The organism is Vibrio sp. B1REV9 (assembly GCF_905175395.2).
Lineage (GTDB): Bacteria > Pseudomonadota > Gammaproteobacteria > Enterobacterales > Vibrionaceae > Vibrio > Vibrio alfacsensis.
In genome coordinates this window covers 272,785-298,042 of the sequence record NZ_HG992745.1, presented here as the reverse complement: position 1 = coordinate 298,042, position 25,258 = coordinate 272,785, and the positions used below count along the sequence as shown (strand labels likewise).

Annotated in this window: 31 protein-coding genes; 21 read left to right on the top strand and 10 right to left on the bottom strand. The window is 42.6% G+C overall.

The window, feature by feature from the left end:
• The first annotated feature begins 165 nt into the window (after positions 1–165).
• Entirely contained in the window at positions 166–1,119 is a 954-nt protein-coding gene (locus KHN78_RS06850; RefSeq protein WP_211915574.1) for a DMT family transporter, read from the top strand.
• 218 nt (positions 1,120–1,337) lie between these two features.
• Here KHN78_RS06850 and KHN78_RS06845 read toward each other — a convergent pair whose 3' ends face one another.
• Entirely contained in the window at positions 1,338–1,742 is a 405-nt protein-coding gene (locus tag KHN78_RS06845; RefSeq protein ID WP_211915573.1) for a YgiW/YdeI family stress tolerance OB fold protein, read from the bottom strand.
• A 198-nt stretch (positions 1,743–1,940) separates the two neighbouring features.
• Positions 1,941–2,807 (bottom strand): YicC/YloC family endoribonuclease, encoded by an 867-nt coding sequence (locus tag KHN78_RS06840; RefSeq protein ID WP_211915572.1) that lies wholly within the window; start codon positions 2,805–2,807, stop codon positions 1,941–1,943.
• 174 nt (positions 2,808–2,981) lie between these two features.
• Between KHN78_RS06840 and rph the strand changes: the two genes are divergently transcribed.
• Positions 2,982–3,698, top strand: coding sequence for a ribonuclease PH (gene rph, locus KHN78_RS06835; RefSeq protein WP_211915571.1), 717 nt, complete (start codon positions 2,982–2,984; stop codon positions 3,696–3,698).
• A 106-nt stretch (positions 3,699–3,804) separates the two neighbouring features.
• Positions 3,805–4,446: an orotate phosphoribosyltransferase gene (gene pyrE, locus KHN78_RS06830; RefSeq protein ID WP_211915570.1), complete on the top strand. Its 642-nt coding sequence runs from the start codon at positions 3,805–3,807 to the stop codon at positions 4,444–4,446.
• 70 nt (positions 4,447–4,516) lie between these two features.
• Here pyrE and KHN78_RS06825 read toward each other — a convergent pair whose 3' ends face one another.
• The 3 genes from KHN78_RS06825 to coaBC all read right to left on the bottom strand — a co-directional run bounded on the left by KHN78_RS06825 (position 4,517) and on the right by coaBC (position 7,439).
• Complete coding sequence (locus KHN78_RS06825; protein WP_211915569.1) at positions 4,517–5,467, bottom strand: Kdo(2)-lipid IV(A) acyltransferase; 951 nt, start codon at positions 5,465–5,467, stop codon at positions 4,517–4,519.
• 5 nt (positions 5,468–5,472) lie between these two features.
• Positions 5,473–6,063 carry a nucleoid occlusion factor SlmA gene (slmA, locus tag KHN78_RS06820; RefSeq protein WP_043046348.1) on the bottom strand — a complete coding sequence of 197 codons (591 nt, stop codon included), beginning with the start codon at positions 6,061–6,063 and terminating at the stop codon, positions 5,473–5,475.
• A 158-nt stretch (positions 6,064–6,221) separates the two neighbouring features.
• The gene (gene coaBC / locus KHN78_RS06815; RefSeq protein WP_211915568.1) at positions 6,222–7,439 is read right to left on the bottom strand and encodes a bifunctional phosphopantothenoylcysteine decarboxylase/phosphopantothenate--cysteine ligase CoaBC; all 1,218 of its coding nucleotides are present in this window, start codon (positions 7,437–7,439) and stop codon (positions 6,222–6,224) included.
• Between the two features lie 311 nt (positions 7,440–7,750).
• Between coaBC and radC the strand changes: the two genes are divergently transcribed.
• The 6 genes from radC (at position 7,751) to KHN78_RS06785 (ending at position 11,643) form a co-directional block, all read left to right on the top strand.
• Complete coding sequence (radC, locus tag KHN78_RS06810) at positions 7,751–8,425, top strand: RadC family protein (protein WP_211916520.1); 675 nt, start codon at positions 7,751–7,753, stop codon at positions 8,423–8,425.
• Positions 8,426–8,727: 302 nt separating this feature from the next.
• Complete coding sequence (gene rpmB, locus KHN78_RS06805) at positions 8,728–8,964, top strand: 50S ribosomal protein L28 (RefSeq protein ID WP_005467944.1); 237 nt, start codon at positions 8,728–8,730, stop codon at positions 8,962–8,964.
• Positions 8,965–8,977: 13 nt separating this feature from the next.
• Positions 8,978–9,148, top strand: a complete 171-nt coding sequence (gene rpmG, locus KHN78_RS06800; RefSeq protein ID WP_004410866.1) for a 50S ribosomal protein L33 — start codon at positions 8,978–8,980, stop codon at positions 9,146–9,148.
• A gap of 289 nt (positions 9,149–9,437) precedes the next feature.
• The gene (locus KHN78_RS06795) at positions 9,438–9,914 is read left to right on the top strand and encodes a hypothetical protein (RefSeq protein ID WP_211915567.1); all 477 of its coding nucleotides are present in this window, start codon (positions 9,438–9,440) and stop codon (positions 9,912–9,914) included.
• Between the two features lie 110 nt (positions 9,915–10,024).
• The gene (gene mutM, locus KHN78_RS06790; RefSeq protein ID WP_211915566.1) at positions 10,025–10,834 is read left to right on the top strand and encodes a bifunctional DNA-formamidopyrimidine glycosylase/DNA-(apurinic or apyrimidinic site) lyase; all 810 of its coding nucleotides are present in this window, start codon (positions 10,025–10,027) and stop codon (positions 10,832–10,834) included.
• Positions 10,835–10,950: 116 nt separating this feature from the next.
• Complete coding sequence (locus KHN78_RS06785; RefSeq protein ID WP_223917775.1) at positions 10,951–11,643, top strand: glycosyltransferase family 25 protein; 693 nt, start codon at positions 10,951–10,953, stop codon at positions 11,641–11,643.
• A 38-nt stretch (positions 11,644–11,681) separates the two neighbouring features.
• Here KHN78_RS06785 and KHN78_RS06780 read toward each other — a convergent pair whose 3' ends face one another.
• From KHN78_RS06780 to KHN78_RS06760, 5 genes are read right to left on the bottom strand one after another with little or no spacing between them, the layout of a single operon-like run.
• Complete coding sequence (locus tag KHN78_RS06780; protein ID WP_211915565.1) at positions 11,682–12,626, bottom strand: glycosyl transferase family 90; 945 nt, start codon at positions 12,624–12,626, stop codon at positions 11,682–11,684.
• Positions 12,623–13,105: a pantetheine-phosphate adenylyltransferase gene (gene coaD, locus KHN78_RS06775; RefSeq protein ID WP_211915564.1), complete on the bottom strand. Its 483-nt coding sequence runs from the start codon at positions 13,103–13,105 to the stop codon at positions 12,623–12,625. Before coaD ends, KHN78_RS06780 begins: the two co-directional genes overlap by 4 nt.
• A complete protein-coding gene (locus KHN78_RS06770; RefSeq protein ID WP_211915563.1) occupies positions 13,095–13,916 on the bottom strand; it encodes a glycosyltransferase family 2 protein in 822 nt (273 codons plus the stop codon). The genes coaD and KHN78_RS06770 overlap by 11 nt, the downstream gene beginning before the upstream one ends.
• Positions 13,897–14,661 carry a glycosyltransferase family 2 protein gene (locus tag KHN78_RS06765; protein ID WP_211915562.1) on the bottom strand — a complete coding sequence of 255 codons (765 nt, stop codon included), beginning with the start codon at positions 14,659–14,661 and terminating at the stop codon, positions 13,897–13,899. The genes KHN78_RS06770 and KHN78_RS06765 overlap by 20 nt, the downstream gene beginning before the upstream one ends.
• 37 nt (positions 14,662–14,698) lie before the next feature.
• Positions 14,699–15,754 (bottom strand): glycosyltransferase family 9 protein, encoded by a 1,056-nt coding sequence (locus tag KHN78_RS06760; protein WP_211915561.1) that lies wholly within the window; start codon positions 15,752–15,754, stop codon positions 14,699–14,701.
• A gap of 105 nt (positions 15,755–15,859) precedes the next feature.
• Between KHN78_RS06760 and KHN78_RS06755 the strand changes: the two genes are divergently transcribed.
• The 12 genes from KHN78_RS06755 (at position 15,860) to rffA (ending at position 25,258) form a co-directional block, all read left to right on the top strand.
• Entirely contained in the window at positions 15,860–16,267 is a 408-nt protein-coding gene (locus tag KHN78_RS06755) for a diacylglycerol kinase (RefSeq protein WP_128811944.1), read from the top strand.
• A gap of 21 nt (positions 16,268–16,288) precedes the next feature.
• Complete coding sequence (locus tag KHN78_RS06750) at positions 16,289–17,020, top strand: 3-deoxy-D-manno-octulosonic acid kinase (RefSeq protein ID WP_211915560.1); 732 nt, start codon at positions 16,289–16,291, stop codon at positions 17,018–17,020.
• Positions 17,021–17,192: 172 nt separating this feature from the next.
• On the top strand, positions 17,193–18,257 hold the full coding sequence (gene rfbB / locus KHN78_RS06745; RefSeq protein WP_211915559.1) for a dTDP-glucose 4,6-dehydratase: 1,065 nt from the start codon (positions 17,193–17,195) through the stop codon (positions 18,255–18,257).
• A complete protein-coding gene (gene rfbA, locus KHN78_RS06740; RefSeq protein ID WP_211915558.1) occupies positions 18,257–19,138 on the top strand; it encodes a glucose-1-phosphate thymidylyltransferase RfbA in 882 nt (293 codons plus the stop codon). Before rfbB ends, rfbA begins: the two co-directional genes overlap by 1 nt.
• Positions 19,125–19,667 (top strand): GNAT family N-acetyltransferase, encoded by a 543-nt coding sequence (locus KHN78_RS06735; RefSeq protein ID WP_211915557.1) that lies wholly within the window; start codon positions 19,125–19,127, stop codon positions 19,665–19,667. The genes rfbA and KHN78_RS06735 overlap by 14 nt, the downstream gene beginning before the upstream one ends.
• Positions 19,668–19,675: 8 nt before the next feature.
• On the top strand, positions 19,676–20,740 hold the full coding sequence (locus tag KHN78_RS06730) for a 3-oxoacyl-ACP synthase III family protein (protein WP_211915556.1): 1,065 nt from the start codon (positions 19,676–19,678) through the stop codon (positions 20,738–20,740).
• Positions 20,741–20,754: 14 nt separating this feature from the next.
• A complete protein-coding gene (locus tag KHN78_RS06725; protein ID WP_128811930.1) occupies positions 20,755–20,973 on the top strand; it encodes an acyl carrier protein in 219 nt (72 codons plus the stop codon).
• A gap of 9 nt (positions 20,974–20,982) precedes the next feature.
• A complete protein-coding gene (locus KHN78_RS06720; RefSeq protein WP_211915555.1) occupies positions 20,983–21,726 on the top strand; it encodes an SDR family NAD(P)-dependent oxidoreductase in 744 nt (247 codons plus the stop codon).
• 10 nt (positions 21,727–21,736) lie between these two features.
• A complete protein-coding gene (locus tag KHN78_RS06715) occupies positions 21,737–22,024 on the top strand; it encodes a hypothetical protein (protein WP_128811926.1) in 288 nt (95 codons plus the stop codon).
• A gap of 10 nt (positions 22,025–22,034) precedes the next feature.
• Positions 22,035–22,736 carry an SDR family NAD(P)-dependent oxidoreductase gene (locus KHN78_RS06710; protein ID WP_211915554.1) on the top strand — a complete coding sequence of 234 codons (702 nt, stop codon included), beginning with the start codon at positions 22,035–22,037 and terminating at the stop codon, positions 22,734–22,736.
• Entirely contained in the window at positions 22,736–24,091 is a 1,356-nt protein-coding gene (locus KHN78_RS06705) for an ANL family adenylate-forming protein (protein WP_223917773.1), read from the top strand. Before KHN78_RS06710 ends, KHN78_RS06705 begins: the two co-directional genes overlap by 1 nt.
• Positions 24,092–24,115: 24 nt before the next feature.
• Complete coding sequence (gene rffA / locus KHN78_RS06700; RefSeq protein ID WP_211915553.1) at positions 24,116–25,258, top strand: dTDP-4-amino-4,6-dideoxygalactose transaminase; 1,143 nt, start codon at positions 24,116–24,118, stop codon at positions 25,256–25,258.

Sequence of the window (25,258 nt, the reverse complement as noted above, 5' to 3'; positions counted from 1 at the left end):
TTACTGCACGTAATGTCGTGCGAATTTGTTACGCGTGTAAATAGCGATCTATTTGCACCATCCTGTGATGGGAATGAAAAATGAAAACCAAACTAATTGCTCGTACTGAGCACTTTGCCGCGCGCCTGCTAAACCTTGTTAACACTCGACAAGCGGGAGGCCATCATGACGTATAAACACCTACCAATCATATTGTTTGTATCTGTGTGCTTGATTTGGGGTACTACTTGGTTTGCGATGGAGGTAGCTGTGCAAACTATTCCGCCCATCTTTGCGACCGGACTGCGCTTTCTGATCGCTGCCCCATTATTAATCATGCTTGCTAATCATCTTAAACAGCCGCTCTTTTTCCCTAAAGGAAAAATGTTTTGGATGTTCGTTGTCGCGGTCTTCTATTTCGCGATACCGTTTACCTTGATGATTTTTGGAGAACAATACATTTCATCGGGCCTTGCTTCGATCATCTTTGCCAATATGCCTATTGCTGTCATGGTGACGTCGAGCTTGTTTCTTGGACTTCGGTTACGTAAATCTCAGATTGCTGGACTTTTGGTTGCAGTGCTCAGTTTAATTCTGATTTTAGTGAAAGAAATGAGTTTAGGCGGAGAGGATTATTTATTCGGTTTTCTCGCTTTAGGTGGCGCAGTCATTATGCATGCAGTGATGTATGTATTTGTTGAAAAGTTCTGTAAAGGCATTCCGGTGCTTACATACAACGCATTTCCAAGCTTTGTCGCCTCAGCGCTGCTGTTTATTACCTCATTGATTGTAGAGCAACCAAACATCTCTCAGTTCTCAATAGACTCCATTGCAGCAGTGATTTACTTGGGCATGTTTGCTAGCGTAGGCGGCATTGTGGCCTACTTTAAGTTGGGGCAAGTTTCGACGCCGTTTACAGCATCGATCTGCTTTCTCTTTTTCCCATTAATTGCGCTGAGTCTCTCTACATGGATTACAGGCAACAGCCTGTCGTTGGTATCTGGTGCCCTGTTGCTGCCATTACTGGGCGGTATTTTTGTGACCAAAGCGGAACCTCATTTCTGGCAACGCTTTCGAGTGAAACCGGAAGAGAGAGAAATAATGGTATGCGAACATTGTATGAAGAAACTCAATGCTTAGAGCTGAGTATGTATTCAGTACATTGGCAGTAATATTAAATAGTTTAGAGACTTGCCAATAAGAGAACCCATCGGTGACGATTTTCGGCTCACTCCTATTTGAGGGATAAGTAAATGGGCATCTGTTGTGGCCAACAGATGCCGAGTCATAAAATTAAGCCCTAAACCGCACTGAGTTTTGGGCTTAATTATGGGTATTTGAATAAGCTAGGAAAATACTCAACGCTTGTTAAGAATTCGAATCCAATCCACATCGACCGCGTTGGCGCTGTCATTTTTATCGATTTCACCGACTATTTTAACTTGGTCTTTTGGCGTGATGTTTTGTCCGTCCCACTCGTCATCGTCGATTTCAATCGTCATTTGACCTGTTTTATCTGCGAATGTGTATTGTTCGTTACCTAACGACATGGTGATATGGCCGATAAGAGTGACTTTGTTACCATCAACTAACCAATCTGCGTTCATGACATCTTCGACGGTATTCAGCGTATCATTTTGGCTTGGGCCATCGAATCCACCACTAGTTGCTAGCATGCCTTGTTGATCAATGGTGTTCTCTGAAGCGAGGACAGAAGCGGACAGCACTACACTGCTAATGAGTATGGCGATTGCTTTTTTCATTGTATGTCCTTTTGTTTTTCGGGAAATAGGAAGTTCTTCGAGTTGCCTCTTTCTCTTTAACTCTAATACTTATCAATGAAAAAGCGATACCTAACTAAGCAATCTTATTTTAACACTTTGAATATTAATGGGTTAGGTAAAGAAAAAGGCTCTGTATCAGAGCCTTTTAGTTAAATGCTAAACATTAAAATATTGAAATTACTCAATGTTCTGGATCTGTTCTCTCATTTGCTCGATCAGAACTTTAAGTTCAACACCCGATGCGGTGATATCGGTGCTGATCGATTTTGATGCTAGTGTGTTAGATTCACGGTTGAATTCTTGCATCATAAAATCTAAACGACGACCCACAGAGCCACCTTTTTTCAGGATATTCGTGGTTTCTTTCACATGAGAGTCTAAACGGTCTAGTTCTTCTGCCACGTCGGATTTCTGAGCCAACAGAATCAGCTCTTGCTCTACACGTGATGGGTCGAGTTCAACTTTTGCATCTTCAAACTTAGAGAATAGGCGCTCACGCTGCCACTCTAGAATTTCAGGCATACGAGCACGAACTTTCACAACTTCTGACGTAATCGCTTCCAAGCGTTGTTCGATCAGCGCTTTCATATTATCGCCTTCGCGTCCACGAGCTTCGATGAATTCGTCAATCGCTTCGTCAAATGCACTAAGTAGTTGTTTGTTAATTTCATCCATGTTTTGTTCAGGCGTTTCCATCACACCAGGCCATTGCATCACTTGGAATGGATTGATGCGGCTAAGTTCACCTGTCATGTGCATCACTTGCTCTGCTGCTTTAATCACCTGTTGAGCTAATGTTTCATTGATGCTCAGTTCCGCTTTTGCCGCAGGGTTTGCTTCAAAACGCAAGCTACATTCTACTTTACCGCGAGCTAGGCGCTTACGGAAACGCTCACGCAATACTGGCTCAAGTGCACGAAACTGTTCTGGCATGCGAAAGTAAGTTTCTAGATAACGCTGGTTTACACTGCGGATTTCCCATACTGCAGAGCCCCAATCGCTTTTTACTTCTTTGCGTGCATACGCTGTCATACTGTAAATCATTGAATTTTCCTGTCTCAAATTTTGCTGAAAATTACCCCGCAATAGTAGCACAGCAAGACGTGAGTCGCTTTGAGAATCTGTGGTCTGTTCGACCAGATAGCTTTATTTAAACGATTCCGTTATAATCTGCGCCCAACCAAATCGTCTTCTCCTCATTAATTAAGGTAGATGCCCATGCGTCCAAACGATCGCAAGGCGGACCAAGTTCGCCCAATCAAAATTACTCGTAACTACACGGCTTACGCTGAGGGTTCAGTGTTAGTTGAGTTCGGTAACACCAAAGTGTTGTGTAATGCGACCGTAGAAGAATCTGTGCCTCGTTGGTTAAAAGGCCAAGGTAAAGGTTGGATCACGGCTGAGTATGGCATGCTACCTCGAGCGACCCACTCACGTACTCGTCGTGAAGCCGCGAACGGTAAACAAGGTGGCCGTACGATGGAAATCCAACGTCTTATCGCACGTAGCTTACGCGCTGTTGTCGATTTGAAAGCGATGGGTGAGTTCATGATCACGGTTGACTGTGATGTTATCCAAGCCGATGGCGGTACTCGTACTGCTTCTATTAGTGGCGCAAGCGTGGCAATGGCTGACGCGTTCCAACACCTGATTGATAGTGGCAAACTAAAAGCAAACCCAATGAAAGGTCACGTAGCGGCTGTTTCTGTCGGTCTGCTTGGTGAGGATGTTCTGTGTGACCTTGAGTACGTGGAAGATTCAGCAGCCGATACCGACATGAACGTGGTGATGACGGAAGAAGGTAAGATGATTGAAATTCAGGGCACCGCAGAGGGTGAACCGTTCAGTCATGAGCAGCTGATGGCATTGTTAGAGTCGGCGAAAATCGGTATTACGGAAATTGTCGCAGCTCAGAAAGCGGCGTTAGAAAATTAATTATTTTAAGTAGCTTCCCTAGAAAGGAAGCTATTTTTTGCCTATTGCTAGGGCCTAGGACCTAGGGTAAGAATTATATTTACACAGTGAAAATTGAGAGAGAATAATGAAAGCATACCAGCGTGAATTTATTGAGTTTGCACTTGAGAAACAAGTTCTTAAGTTTGGTGAGTTTACTTTGAAATCAGGCCGTAAGAGCCCATACTTCTTTAACGCTGGTCTTTTCAATACGGGTCGTGATCTAGCGCGACTAGGCCGCTTTTACGCGGCAGCGCTTGCTGACTCAGGCATCGAATTTGATGTACTGTTTGGCCCGGCTTACAAAGGTATTCCAATTGCGACTACAACAGCAGTAGCGCTAGCGGATCACCACGACATCGACACGCCTTACTGCTTCAACCGTAAAGAAGCTAAAGACCACGGCGAAGGTGGCAACCTTGTGGGTTCAGCGCTTGACGGTCGAATCATGCTAGTGGATGACGTCATCACAGCGGGAACGGCTATTCGTGAATCAATGGAAATCATCCAAGCGAACGGTGCAGACTTGGCTGGCGTGCTGGTTGCCATTGACCGTCAAGAGAAAGGCAAAGGCGAGCTGTCTGCGATTCAAGAAGTGGAACGTGATTTTGGCTGTGCCGTGATTTCTATTGTCAGCCTGTCTGATTTGATCACTTACCTTGAAGAGAAAGGTGATGCAGCAGAGCACCTAGAGTCTGTTAAAGCGTACCGCGCAGAATACGGCATTTAATTGTTCTTTCATCATTAAAGAAAAAGGGGCTGGTGGATATCCATCAGCCCCTTTCTTTTGTCTTTATCACTTACTTGTAGCGAATGCCTTTTTGGGCATTCTTATCTGCCATTGTCTTATAGCGTTTGTGTAGCCACATCCATTGTTCTGGAGCGCGCAAAATCACTTCTTCCACAAAGGTGTTCATGTAGGCCGCTGCCGCGACTTCGTCTTTTTTCGGATAGTCAGCTTCGATGCACTTATCAGCGATGATTTCGTATTTGCCATCTTTATTGCGGAAACCAGAGCCCGGAATGATAGCGCACTTAGACGTGTAAGCCAGAATGCTAGTACCAGTGGTAGTACATGCATCCTTGATTGCGAAGAAAGGCACAAATACGGATTTGTTACGTCCGTAGTCGTGATCTGGTAAGTAGAACAAACGCTCGCCACTGCGAAGAACGCGGATCATCTGTTTGACGTCTTTCCGATCGATGAGTTTATTGCCGTTATGCGTGCGCCCCCAATACTGAATGAAGTTGTACGCAGGGTTATTGTGTGGTCGAAATGCTCCGTAACCTGCGACGCCAAGTACCGCAAACGCACGCGCCGTGATTTCTAAGTTTAGAGCATGCACACAACACAGCAGCACACCTTTACCCTCAGCTGCTTTCTCACGCAGTGCGACAAGATCTTTTTCGATGATCAGGTTTTTAAAGCGCCAGGTTGGCCAAAACCAAGTAATGCCCGTTTCAATCAATGCCATTCCGGTATTTTTGAAATTTTCTTCAACGATGTGTTGGATCTCTTCCTGAGTTTTTTCAGGGAAAGCCAATTCAAGGTTGCGTGTGGCGATATGAACCCGCTTTTTGCCGTATCGCATACCAAAGTGACCGATGGTTCGGCCTAGGGACAGCAATAAGCGATATGGAAGAATGTTGACCACAATGGCTAATAAGCCAAACCCGAGCCAAACACCCCAATTTCGAGGATGGAGAAGGGAAAGAGAAAACTCGGGTTGCGTGTATTTTTCTTTACTCATAGTCTCTACTTGATTTGTGCGCTAAGGAGAGCCCAGTACTCATCAAAGTTAGCGGTAGGTTGGTACTTAAAGTCGCTGCGAACGAAGCGGTTTAAACTACCTTCAACTTGTCCAAGGATCTGAGCGGCTAGAATACGTTCCTCAACCGGAAAAGATTTGCCCTCACGGATCTTACGTTCACGTAGGATCTGACGCAGTTGAGTTTCAATACGTTCGAACAATTGGTTAATTCGTTCACGTAGGCGTTCATTTTCAAACATTAAAGCATGGCCAGAAAGAATACGTGTCAGGCCTGGGTTACGTTCTGAGAATGCAAGGATCAGGTGCATTACCATACGAATTCGCTCTAATGTGTCTTTCTCATCGTCTAAAATTCGGTTGATTCGAGTCATCAAAGCTTCTTCAATAAACTCAATCAAGCCCTCAAACATGCGAGCTTTACTTGGAAAGTGGCGATATAACGCGGCTTCTGAGACGCCGACTTGTTTTGCCAGTTTTGCCGTAGTAATGCGTGAAGCGCCCTCTGTAGATTCAAGCATCTGTGCGAGTGCTTGCAAGATCTCTTCACGACGATTGGATTTTTTACTGCCGGCCATTAATTGTTTCCTTTGAAAATAAAAGTTGAGCGCAGGGGATTATAAGGCGCTCTTTGGCATCACACTAGACTCGTGAGGGGGGAATGGGAGGTTTAACACCCTCACTTGTCATGTTTATAGCAAAATTGTGCCAGTTTTTAGTTAGACCGAATGCGACTTTATGCCTCTGGCGGTAATGACATTAGTTCGTGCATTTTTTCCAAAATGGAGATGCTTAATGCTTCTTTTGATGCCAACGCTAATGCTAACTCGCCTTGTGGCCAGAATAGAGTAATGGCGTTATCACTGCTGTTAAAGCCTTGCCCTTCAACGGAAACATCGTTAGCACAAATCATATCCAGATTCTTTCTCACTAATTTACCGCGAGCATAGGTTTCAACGTCGTTTGTTTCAGCGGCAAAGCCAACCGTAAATGGACGTTGCTGGGTCATCGCGGCAACGGTCGCCACAATATCAGGGTTTTTGACCATTTTGATGGTCATGTGATCGTTGCTTGCAGTCTTTTTCAATTTTTGAGACGCAATTTCTTCCGGACGATAATCTGCAACCGCGGCACAACTAATGAATGCATCGTGACTAGCGGCGTGAGCGATAACGGCATCGTGCATTTCTTGAGCGCTATCCACGTTGATGCGCTTCACACCTGCTGGTGCGCTCAGGTTCACGGGACCACTAATTAAGGTTACGTTTGCCCCCATTTGTGCCGCTGCATTAGCTAATGCGTAACCCATTTTTCCTGAGCTATGGTTGGTGATGTAGCGAACTGGGTCGATAGCTTCACGCGTTGGACCTGCGGTGATCAAGATTGCTCGACCGTCCAATACCTTTGGTTGGAAGAATTGTTCACACAAGTTGACCAATTGCATCGGTTCTAGCATTCGACCAGGACCGATATCACCGCAGGCTTGTTCGCCAGCAGCCGGTCCCCAAATGTGCATACCACGGCGCGCGAGTGTCGCAATGTTTTCTTGCGTGGCGATATTGCGGTACATCTGTTGATTCATTGCTGGAGAAACCGCCACTGGTGAATCGGTTGCAAGCACAAGCGTAGTCAGTAAATCATTCCCCATTCCCGCTGACATGCGCGCTATGAGATCCGCGGTTGCTGGCGCAAGTAGTACAAGGTCAGCCCATTTTGCCAGCTCAATATGACCCATCGAAGCTTCTGCCGCTGGGTCTAGTAAGCTATCAGACACTGGACGGCCGGAGACCGCTTGCATGGTCAAAGGTGTAATGAACTCTTTTGCTGCTTTGGTCATGACGACTTGAACTTGGGCGCCTCTTTCTATTAGGCGACGGGTTAGCTCTGCACATTTATAGGCAGCAATACCGCCACTGATGCCGAGTAGAATTTTCTTTCCTGCTAGTGTTTGCATGTGAGATCTCCAATTTTTCTGGCGAGAATTTTAGCATAAGTTGCGTGCCCATCGCTCAGGCAAATCAGTCAAGAGGTTTACCTAAATCAAACTAATAGAGATAAATGATTACCTCTACATTGAGTAAGCATGAGTACCCATCGAAAAAAGAAAGACGTTATATGAGGGGATTGCTTACTCGAAAATGGTGGTAGTTGATGAACCGCTTGATTACATAAAAATAAAAACTTGAACGAAGAAAGAGGATGGCACACTCGACTTTTTAATGATCTCAGGTGGAATGGAGCTTTGTTTATTTGCCTGAGGTTCTAATGACTCTGAAATCTTTTCCAGTAGATTCCATGCCGAGAGAAAAATTACTTGCTCGTGGCCCCCAAGCGTTATCTGACGCGGAGTTATTAGCGATTTTTTTGCGTACAGGAACGCATGGAATGAATGTCATCGAACTTGCTGACTTTTTGATTCAAGATTTTGGCACGTTAAGGCAATTATTTTCGGCAACAGAAAAAGAATTTTGCCAACACAAAGGGTTAGGGCAAGCCAAATATGTTCAATTGCAAGCCGTATTGGAAATGACTCAACGTTATTTAGCGGAGACATTAAAGCGAGGTGATGCGTTAACCAACCCCGTTCAAACGAAGTTATATCTGTCTTCTATATTGCGTGACCGCCATAGAGAAGCGTTTTATGTTCTATTTTTGGATAACCAGCATCGAGTCATAAACGATGAAATTTTATTCGAAGGGACGTTGGATGCAGCCTCTGTGTATCCAAGAGAAGTGGTCAAGCGGGCTTTGCACCATAATGCTGCGGCGCTCATCCTTGCACACAATCATCCCTCTGGAGTCGCAGAGCCTAGCCAAGCCGATAGGCGAATCACACGTCGGTTAATTGATGCATTGGCGCTGGTGGATATTCGCATTTTGGACCATTTCGTTATCGGAGATGGGGAGAGCGTCTCTTTTGCTGAGAGAGGATGGATATAGTTGTGCATTTTTTAGGTTGTTAGTTGCTAAAAATCTGCTATCATCCTCGCCACTAAATTTTTAACTGAATTCAGCTTGAACTGCTAGAAAAAATCTGCTGTTTAAAAAAAGATCACGAAAACCTGTAAAAAGGATCTGTTCGGGTCTTGAGCAATGCATATCAAGTTAGTATAATGCGCGACCTTTGATAGCCTTGTATGGATTTTCCATAGCGGTTCTTAACCTCAAACTTCTTTCATGAAATAGAGAGGTTCGGCCACCAAGGTTGATATCGAGCTGAAACGATTTTGGAGAAGACATTCATGTCACGAGTATGCCAAGTAACTGGTAAGCGTCCAGTAACGGGTAACAACCGTTCACACGCACGAAATGCTACTAAGCGTCGTTTTCTGCCGAACCTACAAACTCATCGTTTCTGGGTAGAGAGCGAAAAACGTTTTGTTAAACTACGCCTTACTGCAAAAGGTATGCGCATCATCGACAAGAAAGGTATTGATACTGTTCTTGCTGATATCCGTGCACGTGGCGAAAACGTTTAAGAGGAAATAGGCAATGGCAAAGAAAGGCGTTCGTGAGAAAATCCGTCTAGTATCTTCAGCAGGTACAGGCCACTTCTACACAACTGATAAGAACAAGCGTAACATGCCAGGCAAATTTGAGATCAAGAAATTTGATCCAGTTGTACGCCAGCACGTTATGTACAAAGAAGCTAAAATCAAGTAATTGATTTTGTCTCTTTGACAAATTGAAAAACCCAGCTTTCGAGCTGGGTTTTTTATTATCTGAAATTCCTTAACTTCTTCTCTCGTATCTCTCGTATCTCTCGTATCTCTCGTATCTCTCGTATCTCTCGTATCCCTCTTTGCTTTTTGCAAATGACTTATTTGTGCAGCACTTTGGGTGTATTTCTGGTTTGCATACATTCACTTTGCATCTCGACGTTGCAGATGTCCTAGTCAAAATTGACACTCTTTGGTAGTTTGTCTCTAACTACAAGAGATTAGGAGTGGCTATGCGCGTAAGTCCGGCTCGCCGTCGTCGTTGGAACAATATTCTCATATTAAGCATTATTGCCTTTATGGTGATCCTAAATGCGCCAACATGGATCAAAACCTATCTTATTGATGAACCAATGGATCCTTATCCAAGTTTGCTTAGAACGGATCATGTTGTTAAAGCGATTTATTTTTCTGGGTGGGATTTAGAAAAGCAAAATGGAGATTGGCAATCAAACCTTAAAGCAACCATTCCGGCACAAGCGATTATCGAGCGCTGGCAAGCGTTGAAAGGGACCGAGCTTTCGCAAAATCAATATGAACAACTAAAACCTCGTCTTTCAGCTCCAGAAAGTATAGAAATCTGGTACCAAGATTTGGAAGAGCCTCAGCGTATTACATTCTATCGCCTTGATAATTTTTGGGTATTCAGCAACTGGCAAGGGAAGTGGATTGCCATTTCCGTTGATGATAACTACCTCATGCCTAAATAAGCTAGAGTGGCTTATGGCTTATGGCTTATGGCTTATGGCTTAAACTATTTTGGTTTCCCCATTTTTTCATTAAGTGAAATGCTTACCTCAATGCAGTTAAGGAGATGCTCATGCCAGAATTACCAGAAGTAGAAGTCAGTAGAATGGGGATCAGCCCACATTTAATTGGTCAAACGATCAAGGCTTTCGTGTTTCGAACTCCGAAGCTGCGCTGGGATATTCCTCAAGAGCTGAAACAACTTGAGGGGCAGGTCGTCCGGAATATTTCTCGTCGGGCAAAGTATTTATTGATTGAAACGGACAAAGGAACGGCGATTGTTCATTTGGGTATGTCGGGATCGCTTCGTGTGTTGGATGCGGATTTCCCTGCCGCAAAGCATGATCATGTTGATCTCAAACTGACCAATGGCAAAGTGCTACGTTATAACGATCCGCGCCGCTTTGGAGCATGGCTTTGGTGCGCGCTAAACGAGTCACATGCGGTTCTGGAACATATGGGACCTGAGCCTTTGACCGAAGAGTTCAACGCGGACTACGTAGCGGAGAGAGCCAAAGGTAAGCGTGTCGCGATTAAGCAGTTCATTATGGACAATAAAGTTGTCGTCGGAGTCGGGAACATCTACGCCAATGAGTCTCTGTTCAAATCACGCATTCACCCGACGCGGCCAGCAGGTAAGTTATCAATAAAAGAGTGGCAGTTGCTTGTAGAGAATATTAAAGCAACGCTAGAGATCGCGATTCAGCAAGGTGGAACCACACTTAAAGATTTCGCCCAAGCGGATGGAAAGCCAGGCTATTTTGCTCAAGAGCTACAAGTTTATGGTAAAGCAGGCGAACCTTGTCCAGAGTGTGGCGAAGCTCTCCAAGAACAAAAGATTGGTCAACGGAATACATTTTTTTGTGGAAGTTGCCAGAAATAGGATTGATATCGTTAGTAAGTAAGGTGAGCAATACATTAAGGAGTATTCTTGCTAATCATTATGCCGGTAGATACTATATTGAGCAGCACATAATTGTCTGAGGGTTAGCTGTAGAAATGGGTAGTAGCACACCATTAAAAGTGTTTGTCATTACAACGGGTAATGATGAGCGAGTAGCACGTATTCAAAACTATCTTAAAGGTATTGATTTCGAGTTTGTGTACTCAGATTCATATGATGATCTTCTAACTCTTGAGAAAGAATACGAGAGTTACTCTCACAAGTTTCGTCAAAAAGCAATTATGGCAGGAGAAATTGGTTGTTTTAAGACGCACTCACAAGCATGGGAAAAGGTCATCGCTTTTGGCCAACCAGCGATTATCATTGAAGATAATATCGAGTTTCTTGAAGACGCTTCACGATTACTTAAAGATGACGTTTTAAATTATATTAAAAGCTGTGGCTTGGTGAATTTTACTAACTTTAGTTATGTTCTCGATGCAGAGAAACCATTTAAGGTTTCTGATGTAAAAGAGAAAAAACCATTTCCAACAGTTTGCTATGGTATCGCGCCCTTACGTGCTCGAGACTTGCTTAGCAGTATGAAGAAGACCGCTTATGCCGTTCCAATTGATAAATGGCTATCTATCCCTAAACTAAGCGGCTGTTATGGCTACATTAGTCCTGTTATTATTGCCAAAAGAGAGGATAACCTCTCAAGTATTGCGAATAAAAGAAAAGGAAAGAAGACATTCAATCCATTGAATATGATTCAGCGAGTGATTAATAAGGTTAAGTATAACTATTAGAGCGCTTTACTAATGTTGCTAGAAGGTTACCAAATATTTTAGGTAACCTTTGTTGTTTTAGCATGGGTAAAATATTTGTTTGCTACCATTAAACTGATTAAGCGTTCGCGTTTTTGATCTTTAAATTGCTCAACCCATTGGTGTGCATTTTCAATGATTGCTTGTGCTTTTTCTGGATGAGCTAAGTAGTAATCCATTTTTTCATCAAGATCAGAGAAGTCATCTTTGACTTCCACAAAGTGTACTCCCGCTTTTAGTTTTCCTTCCATAAACCATGTTTCATAGCGTAGTTTCGGCGTAAAACAAAGAGAGTTGGACGACATAATCCACTTGAGATTCGTGGCAACATCCATACCTTCTAAACTGAGAATGAATTTGTATTCCAGTTGCTCTGAAATACTCATTGATGGAGTGACGTAACTAAGCTGTTCAGGATCTTTGTCTTGTGTATCTACACGACCAACATTACAACGTGGGTTATGGTAATGAGAGGAAAGCAGAATTCTTCGATTGGGTCTAAAGCCAGTGCCACGCCAGACAATCATGTCTTTTTTTTCTAAATATGACTTATCACTTTCAACGAAAAAGTAATGTCTAACAGCGTTAAGTTTTAGCAGAACTGAATTTGCGTTATCTCCGCCAATTGGTCGACTTTTTAAAAAGCTGGGCTCTAGCGGGACATCAATTACATCACCGTTTACGTACTTAAATGCGGCATGTCTAGGGAAGCACTTAATGACTTTTAGTAAGTCATAGTAATAAGCGCTGCCTCCAGTTTTTTTGAAATTTTTAACCTGAGTAAGATCTTGCTCTGTGAGGTCAAAACTAGCGCTATGCTTATTATAGTAATCTACGCGCTCACGGAGGTACTCCCCATCATACTGATTTTGTTGGCTCAAAAGTTTGTTGGCTGAATAACGAAAAAAAGAAGAGGGAAGGTAAGCCAGAAGTCCATTGCTTAAGTAGTACTTTAACTTTTTCATGATTTCAGCTTATTTAGGATTGCGTTGTTTATTGGTTCTGGAACGAATTGTTTTACGCATCCACCATGGATCGCTACTTCTCTAACAATCGTTGATGACAAGAAAGCAAACTCTTCTGATGGGGTCAAAAAAATACTTTCTAAACCAGGTAATAGCTTTCGATACATGGTTGTTAAGCCAAACTCGTATTCAAAGTCCATGGTTGTGCGCAACCCTCTTATGAGTACATGCGCTTGTTGTTCTTTGGCGAAGTCTACAAGTAGGCCGCTAAAGCCAACTACAGAAACATTATTTAAGTGAGAGCAACATTGTTGAACGAGATTTACTCGTTCATTTAAAGAGAACATGGTTTTCTTAGATGGGCTTGCAGCAACGCCGATGGTTACAGAGTCGAACATCTTTGCAGTTCGTTCAACTAAGTCTAAGTGACCATTAGTAATCGGATCGAATGTTCCAGGGTATATGACTTTATTGTTCACAGCTATCTCCAGGGATAAATTGGTTGACGCCATTTTCACAACGCTTGAGTTTGTTATTAATGGTGTTTTCCAAAATCTCATCATTTTGGCCAAGTGATGCTCGCGAGTTTTCTATATGGTAAAGGTGGTAACCGACACCTGCGAACTTCAGATAAAGGCGAGATTTTCCTGAGTTAAGCATGCGGTGAACAAATTCGCTGTCTTCTCGTCCCCAGCCAACAAAGTCTTGGTTGAAGCCGTTGACTTCGACCACATCACTTTTCCAAAACGCCATATTACAGCCTCGAGTTGCTTTATCATTGTTGCGCTCATAGGAGAACCACTTAGATAATAATGAGTTGGTAATACAGTTTTTACGGTTACGGAGCCCTTTGCTAAAAATGGATGGCACCAAACCATTGTTCATAATGTCACGGCTACAGTTTTCATCGGTTAAAACTCGGCCACCTTGAACAAACCAATTTGGTTTTGCGACCTGTTTATGAGATTCGATAAAGGTTTGAGATAGCACCATGTCGCCATCGATCATGATAAGGTAATCACCAGAAGCTTTTGCGATAGCACGGTTACGACTCATCGACAGTTGGAAGCCATTGTCTTCATGCCAACTATGCAGCAGTGGAACTGGAAACCCCTCACGCATTTGCTCAATCATTGCTTTGGTGTCATCGCGAGATCCATCATCGGCCACTATCACTTCGTCAGGCAAAACGGTTTGGCGTTTGACGCTTTCTAACACAGACTTTAGTGCTTCTTTCCAGTTATAAGTGGTAATAATTAACGTCGTTTCATTATTTTTTTGCCTGTTCACGTAAGTATAAGTCGATGTATTTTACAAAGGTAGAGTGCATGCTTAACCACGCCAATATGAAGCCATGTTTACCATCCAAAAAACCGCGTTTAAGAATGTACATTTTTAGAAAGCTGGCTAACGCATGAATGATTGCAGTGCTCAGTCCTGACTTTTTCTTCCCCTCTCGCTCGTCGGTCCAAGCTTTTATGTAGCCCGTCGTCTTGCTGATATAATGATGCAAGTTTTCATAGGTATGGTGATGTAAACGACCATCAAGCTTTTTGGTTGCAAAGCTTTTATCTTCTACTTTTTCATGCACGAGAGCATCATTGTATTGCGTGTAACGAGTGCGATATAAACGGACAATCCAATCTGGAGACCAACCCGAATGGTAAATAAACTTACCAAAGGCTGCACTAAGACGATTTACCTTATACAAGGTATTTGGCGCATCTTCTGATACCGCTTTTAAGATGCTCTCTTTTAATTCGGGAGTGACCTGCTCATCCGCATCTAACCAAAGTACAAAATCCGATGCCACATAGTTTTGAGCCAGTTGGCGCTGCTTACCAAACCCCGGCCAGTTTAGGTTGGTATAAAACTTGTCTGTGTACTGAAGTGCAATCTCTTCGGTGCGGTCAGTACTGCCTGAGTCCAAAATAACAATTTCATCGACCCAATCTTTTACGGTATCTAAGCAAGCTTTGAGGTGCTTCTCTTCATTTTTTACGATTAAGGCAACGGCTAAAGTAGGTTTAGACAAGGTGTTTTCCTTTTTAGGCAATCTGTACGGATAAGGTCTATTGGTATTGTGGATACAAGTCTTCTAAGATGCGATCAAACATGCTGATAACGCTTTCACTCGAAATGCGATCCATTGCTTTTTCATCTTTGGCTCGCGTGCGCCAATTTAACTCTTGGCTTGTTTTTCCAGTTTCAGCAAAAATCGATTCTTCGTATACCGATACCGCATACTTTAAATAGTGATATGGGCCGACACGGACAGGGTTATGGTGCGCATATAAACCAATAATCGGTGTATTCATCGCACTGGCCATGTGTGCTGGGCCAGTATCTGGTGCAATCACCATTTCCACCTCATCGATGAGGGCTAACATCTGCAAGATTGAGCTCTTTCCAACCAAGTTTAAGCAGGGCTTGCTGAGTTTGCTCTGAATGTCATCGGCTAAGTCGACTTCTACTTTCGCTGGACTGCCTGCAAGGATGACATTCCACCCTTTTTCACGCGCGTGATTGATGACGTCAACGTAGCCATCTGCATTCCAGTTTTTGTATGCTTTGCTTGCGCCTGGAACAATCAGTAAGTTAGGTTTGTTGGTAGCGATCTCTTGCGCTGCCCACGTTTTGTCTTGCTCTGAATAGGAAAGTGACCAAGTCAGCTCAGACTTAGGGACCCCAATTTGATGTGCAAATGCCATTAAGCCATCAGCAACGTGTAATGATTTTGGTGAGGGCACTTTGACATTGGTAAACAGCGTTTGAAAATCTTGGCTGCGATCAGAGGAAAAACCAAGTTTGTATTTGGCTTTGATGCCTAATGTGGCCAAGCTTGCTCGAATGGCATATTGCATGTGTAACAAGGCGTCAAACTCACGGCCTTTCAATTGCTTCCATAATGCCTTGTAGCCGTTTAAGCCAGCTTTTTTATCAAAGACAATGACTTCGACGCCGTCAATAGCTTTGAGTAACTGAGCCTCTAGCTTTCCTGTGATCCACGTAATGTGAGCCTCAGGCCATTGTTTTTGGATCGCCTGCACAGTAGCGATGGTGTTACAAACATCACCAATGGCAGATAAGCGCAATATACAGAGCGAAGATGGGGGAGAAGTGAGCATAGTTATAGTCTGATCGAGTAAATAGATGCAGCTAAATTATGCAGACATCCCCAATAAATGTAAAATACATCGCTTCTATACTTAGCAGTAACGGGCATATTCGCAATGTCAAAGACGCAATCACATCATTCTCAAACTTCAGGTAAGCCAGGTAATACCGGTTTAACACGAATCATTAAGGCCACAGGTTATTCTTGGAAAGGGTTAAAAGCGGCATTTAAACATGAAGCGGCAATTAGGCAAGAACTGGTGTTGCTAGCAATTGCGATTGGCTTAGTGTGTTTTTTCGATGTGACTATCGTTGAGCGAATTTTGATGCTTGGGGCTGTGGTTTTGGTATTGATTGTGGAACTTATCAACTCGGCGATAGAAGCGGTTGTTGATAGAATTGGCACTGAGCATCACGAACTCAGCGGACGAGCTAAAGATATCGGTTCTGCAGCCGTTATGGTGGCCTTAGGTTTCGCTGCGTTTACCTGGTTGTATATTCTTGGTGGTGTTTACCTGCGTTAAGTCAAGACGTTGAGGATCAATGTGATTAAAATTTATCAAGCTGATAATAGCGTCATTTGGTTTGACGATGAATTCATTAGTGACCCAACACTGGCGATTTTTGATGCCAATTATTGGCAATCTCAAAACCGAGTCGTGGGGAGTGCCAAGGGGCGAGGAACCACGTGGTTTGTGCAACTCGAGAGTATGCAAGTCGAGGGTATGCAAATTGATGGCATGCAGGCGGCGCTGCGTCATTATCGTCGAGGTGGCTTGTTTGGCAAGCTCGTGAACGATCACTATTGGTTCGCTGGATGGGAGCAAACACGCAGTGCGCAAGAGTTCCGTTTACTTCAACGTCTAATTGATGCTGGCGTGAATGTGCCGCGACCAATTGCAGCAAGAGCCGTTAAGTCAGGGTTAACATATCAAGCGGATTTGTTGAGCGAACGGATCCCCAATGCCAGAGACTTGGTCAGTATCTTGCAAGAAAAACCATTGCCAAGTGCTATGTATCAGAAAATAGGGCAAGAGATTGCCAAGATGCATCAGGCGAACGTTAATCATACGGATTTAAACATCCATAACATTCTAATTGATGACCAAGATAAAGTTTGGATCATTGATTTTGATAAGTGCCGTCAAGAAACTTCCGGTGATTGGAAAAAACATAACCTCGATAGGCTTAAGCGTTCGTTTTTGAAAGAACTTCAAAAGAGACAAATTCATTGGTGTGAAAAAGATTTTGTGAGCCTAAAAGGTGCTTACGAGTAACACCATCAGCAGTAAGATGCAGTAAGGTAATGTGGACTCGTACTTTTGGAACAGTCGTTACATGCGTCATCGATTGAAAGGCTCAGAATCAACGTACTCTTAACTATAATTAATTAAAATGTTGTGCCTATTTTTAAAAGCATGACTTTAACTTCTTCAGGTAGCGTCCTAAATGAAAATACTAGTAACAGGCGGTGCTGGCTTTATTGGCTCTGCAGTCATTAGGCACATCATTCGTGATACACAAGATACCGTTATTAACTTAGACAAGTTGACTTACGCTGGTAACTTAGAGTCATTAATTGAGGTGTCGAGCCACAGCCGTTACCATTTCGAACACGTTGACATCTGTGACCGCAACGAGCTAGATCGCGTTTTTGCTGAGCATAAACCTGATGCTGTCATGCATTTGGCTGCTGAATCGCACGTTGATCGCTCGATTGATGGCCCAGCCGCTTTTATTGAAACCAATGTGATGGGTACCTACCACTTATTAGAAGCGGCTCGCCAATACTGGTTAACACTGGATGAGGTCGGTAAATCTGCTTTTCGTTTCCATCATATTTCGACAGACGAGGTCTACGGAGATTTAGAGGGTACGGATGATCTCTTTACTGAAACGACATCCTATGCACCAAGCAGCCCTTATTCCGCTTCAAAAGCATCTAGCGATCATTTAGTTCGAGCTTGGCAGCGAACTTACGGATTACCAACCGTTGTTACCAATTGTTCGAATAACTATGGGCCTTACCATTTCCCAGAGAAGTTAATCCCTCTGATGATCCTTAATGCGTTAGATGGCAAACCGTTGCCTGTTTATGGCGATGGTATGCAAATCCGAGATTGGTTGTTCGTTGAAGATCATGCCCGCGCGCTTTATAAAGTCGTGACTGAGGGTGAAATCGGTGAAACTTACAACATTGGTGGCCACAACGAAAAAGCGAACATTGACGTAGTGAAAACAATCTGTTCGTTACTTGAAGAGTTTCGACCAAACAAACCTGCAGGTGTCAACTCATACGAATCTTTGATTACCTACGTGAAAGACAGGCCTGGTCATGATGTTCGCTATGCCATTGATGCAACAAAGATTGCTCAAGAGCTTAACTGGACGCCAGAAGAAACGTTTGAAAGTGGTATTCGAAAAACGGTTGAATGGTATTTAAACAACCCACAATGGTGGCAACGTGTTTTGGATGGTTCATACAGTTTAGAAAGACTCGGAGCAGGTGAATAATGAAAGGTATTATTCTTGCTGGTGGTTCAGGCACTCGTCTCTACCCGATCACACGAGGCGTATCGAAGCAGTTATTGCCCGTTTACGATAAGCCAATGATCTACTACCCGCTGTCGGTACTTATGCTAGCGGGTATTCGAGAGATCCTCATCATTACGACGCCTGAAGACCAAGATAGCTTCCAACGTTTGTTAGGTGATGGATCTGATTTTGGTATTGAGTTGGAGTATGCCATTCAACCTAGCCCAGATGGCCTAGCACAAGCGTTTATTATTGGTGAAGAATTCATTGGTGACGATTCGGTTTGTTTAGTACTTGGAGATAATATTTTCTATGGGCAGGGATTCACACCAATATTACAGCAAGCCGCGAATATGAACCAAGGCGCCACCGTGTTTGGATATCAAGTCAAAGACCCAGAGCGTTTTGGCGTAGTAGAATTTGATGCTGATATGCATGCAATCTCGATTGAAGAAAAACCAACGGTGCCTAAGTCTAACTACGCGGTTACAGGCTTGTATTTTTATGATAATCAAGTCGTTAAATTGGCAAAACAAGTGCAGCCATCAGAGCGAGGAGAATTAGAAATCTCCTCTTTGAATCAGATGTACCTCGAACAAGGCAACCTCAATGTTCAGCTACTAGGTCGAGGTTTTGCTTGGTTAGATACAGGTACACACGAGAGTCTGCATGAAGCATCTTCATTTGTTCAGACCATTGAGAATGTTCAAGGCTTGAAAGTCGCATGTCTGGAAGAGATCGCATGGCGCAATGGGTGGCTAAGTTCAGAGGAGGTTCTTCGTTTATCTTCTCCAATGTTAAAAAATGACTATGGTCGCTACTTAAACAGCTTATTAAGAAGTAAACATGAAACAACTTAATCCAATCATTCTAATTGAACACGGAGTCACGTTGACGCCACTAGACGAATCTCATCTAGAAATGCTACGAAAGTGGCGAAATAGTGAATTTGTACGTCGTTTTATGCTTTATCAAGAAGATATTTCAGAAAATCAGCAGAGAGAGTGGTTTGCGAGGCTTAAAGGTAGCCAAAAATTTTACTTCATTATTACCGATGAAGCTGGAGAGTATGGTTGTTGTAATGTCAATCTTGAAACTGACGAATCAGGTGTTTGCTGCGCAGAGGGGGGCATTTTTTCTGCGGAAGAAGGGAAGTTGAATAGTCTGACTCCAATTAAAGCCATCTGTTCAATATATAACTGGGCTTTTACTTCTTGTGGTGTTGCTTACATAAAAGCTCGAATTCGCAATGACAATAAGCGTGCCATTCGCTTTAACCATGGCTTAGGGTTCAAAGTCGATCATGTAACAGATGGTGTGACTTATGCAACGTTAACTAAATCGTCTTTTGAAGAGCGATACAGTGTAATGAAAAGAGTATTAGGTTAGGAGAAAAAATGGCAACTGTAAGCTTTAGTAGAGCCAAAGTTCGAGGGTTAGCTACTGCAGTTCCTTCCGAGGTTAAATGTATAGATGATGAAGTTCATTTATACGGTGGGAATGAAAAGCAAATCGCTCGAATCAAAAAAGCAATTGGCTTAGACAAGCGTCATGTAGTGTCTGATGGAACGACGAGCCTAGATCTTTGTATGGCTGCGGTGCATAAATTGCTTGGTGATCTTGAGGTTGATAAATCGCTTATTGATGGCGTGATTTTTGTAACTCAAACACCTGACCATTTTCAACCTTCAAATGCAGCAATTGTTCACGGGAAATTAGGTTTAAGCACCTCGGCTGCGGCCTTTGATGTGTCTCTTGGTTGCTCTGGTTATGTTTATGGTCTTTGGCTTGCTCACATGATGGTACAGACAGGTAGCTGCAACAACGTTCTTGTCTTAGCTGGAGATACCTTGAGCCGTTGTGTAAACCCTAAAGATCGTTCGACCGCGCCATTGTTTGGTGATGCAGGCTCGGCAACATTAGTTTCAGTTTCATCAGAAGAGTCGAATAGTTATTTTAGTTTGCATACGGACGGTGAGGGTAGTCATCATATTATTCAGCCTGCTGGTGGGTTTAGAACCCCATTTTCCAATGACACACAACAAGAGAGTGTTGATGAAGAGGGGAATTGTCGCAGTTTAAATGATTTGTTCATGAATGGTGGTGAAGTATTTAATTTTGCAATCAAAACTGAGCCTCAAGCCATTACTGACATTCTCGAGTTTAGTGGGAAATCAATGAATGATATTGATTACTTATTTTTCCATCAGGCAAATCAGTACATAATTTCAAACATTGTTAGACGGATTAAAGCGCCTAAAGATAAAGCGCCAAGTGATATTGTGAGTTTATACGGAAATCAAAGTAGTGCATCTATTCCTTGCGCCATCTCTCATACTTTAGGTGGAAAGGTGGTATCTGTGAATGATGTTGTACTCTCTGGTTTTGGTGTCGGCTTGTCTTGGGCAAGCGCGGTGCTGTCATTAAACAATGCATACGTGTCTGAAGTCGTAGTGTTATAAAAGAGAGAGAAAAAATGAATAAAGAGCAATTTCTTGAAGAGCTAACAGATGTTCTTCAGCTAGAAGACGCAATTAATGAATCGACAAATCTCAAAGAGCTTGAAGAATGGGATTCGATGGCTCATTTGGGTGTGATTTCGATGTTTGATATTGAGTTTTCAAAGAATATCACCAACGCTGAACTTAAAAACATTGAAACTGTGTCTGATTTGATGGCTCTAGCCGGTTTATAAGGCAGTATCGTGTCAAAATTGTATTTAGTCACAGGTGCAAGTTCGGGTATTGGATTAGCGATTTGTCAACAGCTATTGGCAGAAGGTCATCGTGTTATTGGTGTTGCTAGAAGTGAAAAGATCGATGTTAAGGTTCTTATAGAACGATACCCTAATAGATTCTTTTTTCACTCTAGGGATCTCTCTGAGCAAATAGATGATATTCCGAAGTGGATGAAAGAGCTCGCTACAACTTATGGGTGTTTTTCTGGCGTTGTATGCGCTGCTGGATTATCTAAAGTTATGCCAAATCGCTTTAATACCTATGAGCAAATGATAGAGGTATTCAACCTCAACCTATTCTCATCCCTAGCGGTAGCAAGAGGGTTAGCTCAGAGAAAAGTTATTGACGAAAGTGGAGCTAGCATCATCTTTATTGCTTCAGTGGCTGCAACTATCGGAACAAGTGGTTTAGTTAACTATGGTGCGTCTAAAGCTGGGCTGATCGGTGCGGTTAAATCTTTAGCTAAAGAGTTTGCACCTATGCTAACTCGAGTCAACAGTATTTCTCCTGGATTGATTAAGACTGATTTGACACAGAATATTTATGAGCCCGAGTACTTTGAAAAACTAGAAAAACTCTACCCGCTAGGGTTAGGTAATGTTGGTTATGTAGCTGATGCTGCATTGTTTTTATTGTCAGATAAAGCAAAGTGGATCACTGGCATCGATATGGTCGTTGATGGTGGTGTATCTCTTGGTTGTAATGAGTAGGTAGTTATAGATGGAAAAGTATATTGAGCTAGTTTTGTCCACTCTGCATGAAATGGGTGAGGATGAAGATAATGAGGCTTTAGTTGAAGCTCATGAAAAAACAAAACTGTTTGGTGCAAGCGGCGTTCTAGACAGTGTGGGTATCGTATTCTTGATCACTGAACTTGAAGAGAAGATTAGTGATGATTTTGACGTTGATGTCACGTTGGCAGATGAAAAGGCCATGAGTCAAGTGACCTCTCCTTTCCGAAATGTTGAAACGCTGGCGAAGTATATTGCACAGTTGGTAGAAGAGTAGAAACTAAATTATGCCGTTGAATATTGTTATTACAGGTTCTAGAAAAGGTCTGGGTAAAGCATTAGCAGAGCATTATCTGGCACAGGGGCATACCGTCATTGGTTGTAGCCGTCAGGAAAGCAGCGTTGAACATGAGCGTTACCATCATTTTGAATTGGATGTAACCGATGAAAAGGCGGTTGTTTCCATGGTGAGAAGTGTGAGAAAGCAATTTCGTACTGTTGATGTATTGGTGAACAACGCAGGCATGGCAGCGATGAACCATTTTCTGACAACGCCTTTGAGTAGTGCTGAGAAGGTGATGGCAACCAATGTGTTTGGTACCTTTTTGTTTTCTAGAGAAATAGCAAAATTAATGATGAAACAAAAATCGGGGTCTATCGTTAATTATTCAACGGTCGCTGTACCATTAGATCTTGAGGGTGAGGCGATCTACGCAGCAAGTAAAGCGGCAGTAGAATCATTGACCAAAATATCAGCTAAGGAGCTGTCTCCTTACGGTATTCGAGTTAATGCTGTTGGTCCAACCCCAGTACCAACAGACTTGATCAAAGCCGTGCCAAAAAAGAAGATTGAAGAGCTTATTGAAAGCCAAGCAATCAAACGACTTGGGAAAGAAGACGATGTCATTAATGTCGTTGATTTTTTCATCTCACCAAGAAGTGAATTTATTACTGGTCAGGTGATCTACTTGGGAGGGGTGTTCAAATAATGGAATATTTAGATAAGCTGTCAGGTTATTCTGATGAAGTCGCCTTGAGCTTCAACTCTGAACAACACAGTTACAGTGATCTCAATCAGAATATTAAGCGCTTTGGGAATGACCTAAAACAAATTACTCAAAGCCAAGTCGTTTGCATTGTTAGTGATTATTCATTTGATGCTATTTCTTTATTTTTTGCTCTAGTGAAGAAGAAGTGCATCATTGTCCCGATTGTGAGTGAGAACCAGGAAGAAGTTGAAAAACGAATTGCTGTGATAAAGCCTGACGTGGTGATTAACCTACGTAAGTCAACAGGCATTGCTTTTGAGCAGTTTGAGCAAGATACAGCTAATCGTCATCAATTGATACTGGATTTGATATTTCGCGAGCAGTCGGGTTTGGTTCTCTTTAGTAGCGGCAGTACTGGTGAGCCTAAAGCAATGATCCATAATTTAGATGTATTGCTGGCTACTTATGTAGATAAACGACCGAAGTCATTGTCTATTATGGTATTTCTGATGTTTGACCACATTGGGGGGTTAAATACGTTACTCAATTCTCTTTCGATGGGCGCTAAAATTGTTATCCCAGAAAAGAGAGAGCCAGAACATGTCGCGATGTTGATCGAGCGTGAGAAAGTCAATTTGCTTCCTGCCTCACCAACATTTTTAAATATGATGCTCATTGCTAATGTACATCAGCATTACGACCTTAAGTCTCTAAGAATGGTGACATATGGCACTGAAGCGATGCCTGAAAGCTTGTTGCTGCGTTTGAAAGCAACCTTACCTCGAGTTAAGTTGCTGCAAACATTTGGTACGAGCGAAACAGGAATTGCTCAAACGTCTAGCCGCTCTTCAAGCAGTCTAGAAATTAAGTTTGATGACCCAAATCAAGAGTACAAGATCGTCAATAATGAACTTTGGTTGCGCAGTAAAACGCAAATAATGGGTTATTTGAACCATGATATGAGTAGCTTTTCTGAAGATGGCTGGTTCCAAACAGGTGATTTGGTCGAGCAGTCGGAAGATGGTTACTTAAAAATTATCGGTCGAGCAAAAGAAGTCATTAATGTCGGCGGTGAAAAAGTGTTGCCGAGTGAGGTAGAGTCAGTACTACTTGGTATTGATGGTATCGAGGATTGTGTGGTTTATGCGGCAGCGAATGCAATTACAGGGCAAACCGTTGTAGCTAATGTTACACCTAGTGCAGGTACAGATCTAAAAGAGTTGAAAAAACAAATCCGTAAGTGCTGCAGAGCTCAGTTAGATACCTATAAAGTACCGACTAAGATTAATTTCAATACAGATACTGGTGTTAGTGAACGATTTAAAAAAGTTCGTATTAATAAATACAATAATTAATTATCTGAGCAAGGTAATCGAAGAATGATCCCTTTTAATAAGCCTCCAGTCGTGGGTACTGAGACTACATTTATTCAACAGGCACTTTGTAGTGGAAAACTGAGTGGTGATGGTGCATTTGGTCATCGATGCCAGGCATGGTTTGAACAGCAAACCGGTTGTCAAAAATCGCTACTCACCCCATCGTGTACTCATGCACTTGAGCTTGCTGCATTGCTAATAGATATTCAGCCTGGTGATGAAGTTATCATGCCAAGTTATACTTTTGTAAGCACAGCCAATGCGTTTGTGCTTCGTGGGGCTAAAGCGGTCTTTGTTGATGTTCGTCCTGACACTATGAACATTGATGAAACCAAAATTGAAGCAGCGATCACGAAGAAAACTAAAGCTATTGTGCCAGTTCACTATGCAGGGGTTGCCTGCGAGATGGATACAATTATGGCTATTGCGAAAAAGCATGGTTTATTTGTTGTTGAGGATGCCGCTCAAGGGGTAATGTCAACTTATAAAGGGAGACCTCTAGGTTCAATTGGTCATTTAGCAGCGTATAGTTTTCATGAGACTAAAAACTATACTTCTGGCGGCGAGGGTGGCTTATTGCTTATTAATGACAAAGCCTTTGTTGAGCGTGCGGAAATTCTTCGAGAGAAAGGCACCAATCGCAGCTTGTTCTTTAGAGGGATGGTTGATAAATACACTTGGGTTGATGTAGGAAGCAGCTTACTTCCGAGTGAGATTCAAGCTGCATATCTATGGGCACAATTAGAAAGTGCAGACGCAATTAATAAAAAAAGAATCCAACTCTGGAATAAGTACTATGATGAGTTGAGTGTATATACCACTACTCATGGTATCGAATTACCTACTATTCCATCTGATTGCCAGCATAATGCTCATATGTTTTATCTAAAGTTGAAAGACTTAGACCAAAGAATGCAATTTATTGACTTACTTAATAAACAGCTAGTCATGTCAGTATTTCATTATATTCCTTTACACTCTTCACCAGCAGGAAAGGAGTTCGGTGAGTTTATTGGAGAAGACGATTATACGACAAGAGAAAGTGAAAGGTTGGTTCGGTTGCCTCTCTATTTCAACATGGAAGATAAAGAGCAATCTGATGTTATTAAAGCAATAAAAGTTGTTTTAGACAAAGTGGAAAAGTAG

Excerpts from the sequence above, each read along its gene's own strand:
- KHN78_RS06715 (WP_128811926.1), top strand. The coding sequence starts at position 21,737 with ATGGAAAAGTATATTGAGCTAGTTTTGTCCACTCTGCATGAAATGGGT.
- KHN78_RS06825 (WP_211915569.1), bottom strand. The coding sequence starts at position 5,467 with ATGAGTAAAGAAAAATACACGCAACCCGAGTTTTCTCTTTCCCTTCTC.
- KHN78_RS06785 (WP_223917775.1), top strand. The coding sequence starts at position 10,951 with ATGGGTAGTAGCACACCATTAAAAGTGTTTGTCATTACAACGGGTAAT.
- KHN78_RS06840 (WP_211915572.1), bottom strand. The coding sequence starts at position 2,807 with ATGATTTACAGTATGACAGCGTATGCACGCAAAGAAGTAAAAAGCGAT.
- mutM (WP_211915566.1), top strand. The coding sequence starts at position 10,025 with ATGCCAGAATTACCAGAAGTAGAAGTCAGTAGAATGGGGATCAGCCCA.
- pyrE (WP_211915570.1), top strand. The coding sequence starts at position 3,805 with ATGAAAGCATACCAGCGTGAATTTATTGAGTTTGCACTTGAGAAACAA.
- KHN78_RS06850 (WP_211915574.1), top strand. The coding sequence starts at position 166 with ATGACGTATAAACACCTACCAATCATATTGTTTGTATCTGTGTGCTTG.
- rph (WP_211915571.1), top strand. The coding sequence starts at position 2,982 with ATGCGTCCAAACGATCGCAAGGCGGACCAAGTTCGCCCAATCAAAATT.
- rfbB (WP_211915559.1), top strand. The coding sequence starts at position 17,193 with ATGAAAATACTAGTAACAGGCGGTGCTGGCTTTATTGGCTCTGCAGTC.
- KHN78_RS06730 (WP_211915556.1), top strand. The coding sequence starts at position 19,676 with ATGGCAACTGTAAGCTTTAGTAGAGCCAAAGTTCGAGGGTTAGCTACT.
- rffA (WP_211915553.1), top strand. The coding sequence starts at position 24,116 with ATGATCCCTTTTAATAAGCCTCCAGTCGTGGGTACTGAGACTACATTT.
- KHN78_RS06725 (WP_128811930.1), top strand. The coding sequence starts at position 20,755 with ATGAATAAAGAGCAATTTCTTGAAGAGCTAACAGATGTTCTTCAGCTA.
- coaBC (WP_211915568.1), bottom strand. The coding sequence starts at position 7,439 with ATGCAAACACTAGCAGGAAAGAAAATTCTACTCGGCATCAGTGGCGGT.
- rpmB (WP_005467944.1), top strand. The coding sequence starts at position 8,728 with ATGTCACGAGTATGCCAAGTAACTGGTAAGCGTCCAGTAACGGGTAAC.
- KHN78_RS06735 (WP_211915557.1), top strand. The coding sequence starts at position 19,125 with ATGAAACAACTTAATCCAATCATTCTAATTGAACACGGAGTCACGTTG.
- KHN78_RS06760 (WP_211915561.1), bottom strand. The coding sequence starts at position 15,754 with ATGCTCACTTCTCCCCCATCTTCGCTCTGTATATTGCGCTTATCTGCC.
- rpmG (WP_004410866.1), top strand. The coding sequence starts at position 8,978 with ATGGCAAAGAAAGGCGTTCGTGAGAAAATCCGTCTAGTATCTTCAGCA.
- KHN78_RS06705 (WP_223917773.1), top strand. The coding sequence starts at position 22,736 with ATGGAATATTTAGATAAGCTGTCAGGTTATTCTGATGAAGTCGCCTTG.
- KHN78_RS06710 (WP_211915554.1), top strand. The coding sequence starts at position 22,035 with ATGCCGTTGAATATTGTTATTACAGGTTCTAGAAAAGGTCTGGGTAAA.
- KHN78_RS06780 (WP_211915565.1), bottom strand. The coding sequence starts at position 12,626 with ATGAAAAAGTTAAAGTACTACTTAAGCAATGGACTTCTGGCTTACCTT.
- KHN78_RS06845 (WP_211915573.1), bottom strand. The coding sequence starts at position 1,742 with ATGAAAAAAGCAATCGCCATACTCATTAGCAGTGTAGTGCTGTCCGCT.
- slmA (WP_043046348.1), bottom strand. The coding sequence starts at position 6,063 with ATGGCCGGCAGTAAAAAATCCAATCGTCGTGAAGAGATCTTGCAAGCA.
- radC (WP_211916520.1), top strand. The coding sequence starts at position 7,751 with ATGACTCTGAAATCTTTTCCAGTAGATTCCATGCCGAGAGAAAAATTA.
- rfbA (WP_211915558.1), top strand. The coding sequence starts at position 18,257 with ATGAAAGGTATTATTCTTGCTGGTGGTTCAGGCACTCGTCTCTACCCG.
- KHN78_RS06755 (WP_128811944.1), top strand. The coding sequence starts at position 15,860 with ATGTCAAAGACGCAATCACATCATTCTCAAACTTCAGGTAAGCCAGGT.
- KHN78_RS06795 (WP_211915567.1), top strand. The coding sequence starts at position 9,438 with ATGCGCGTAAGTCCGGCTCGCCGTCGTCGTTGGAACAATATTCTCATA.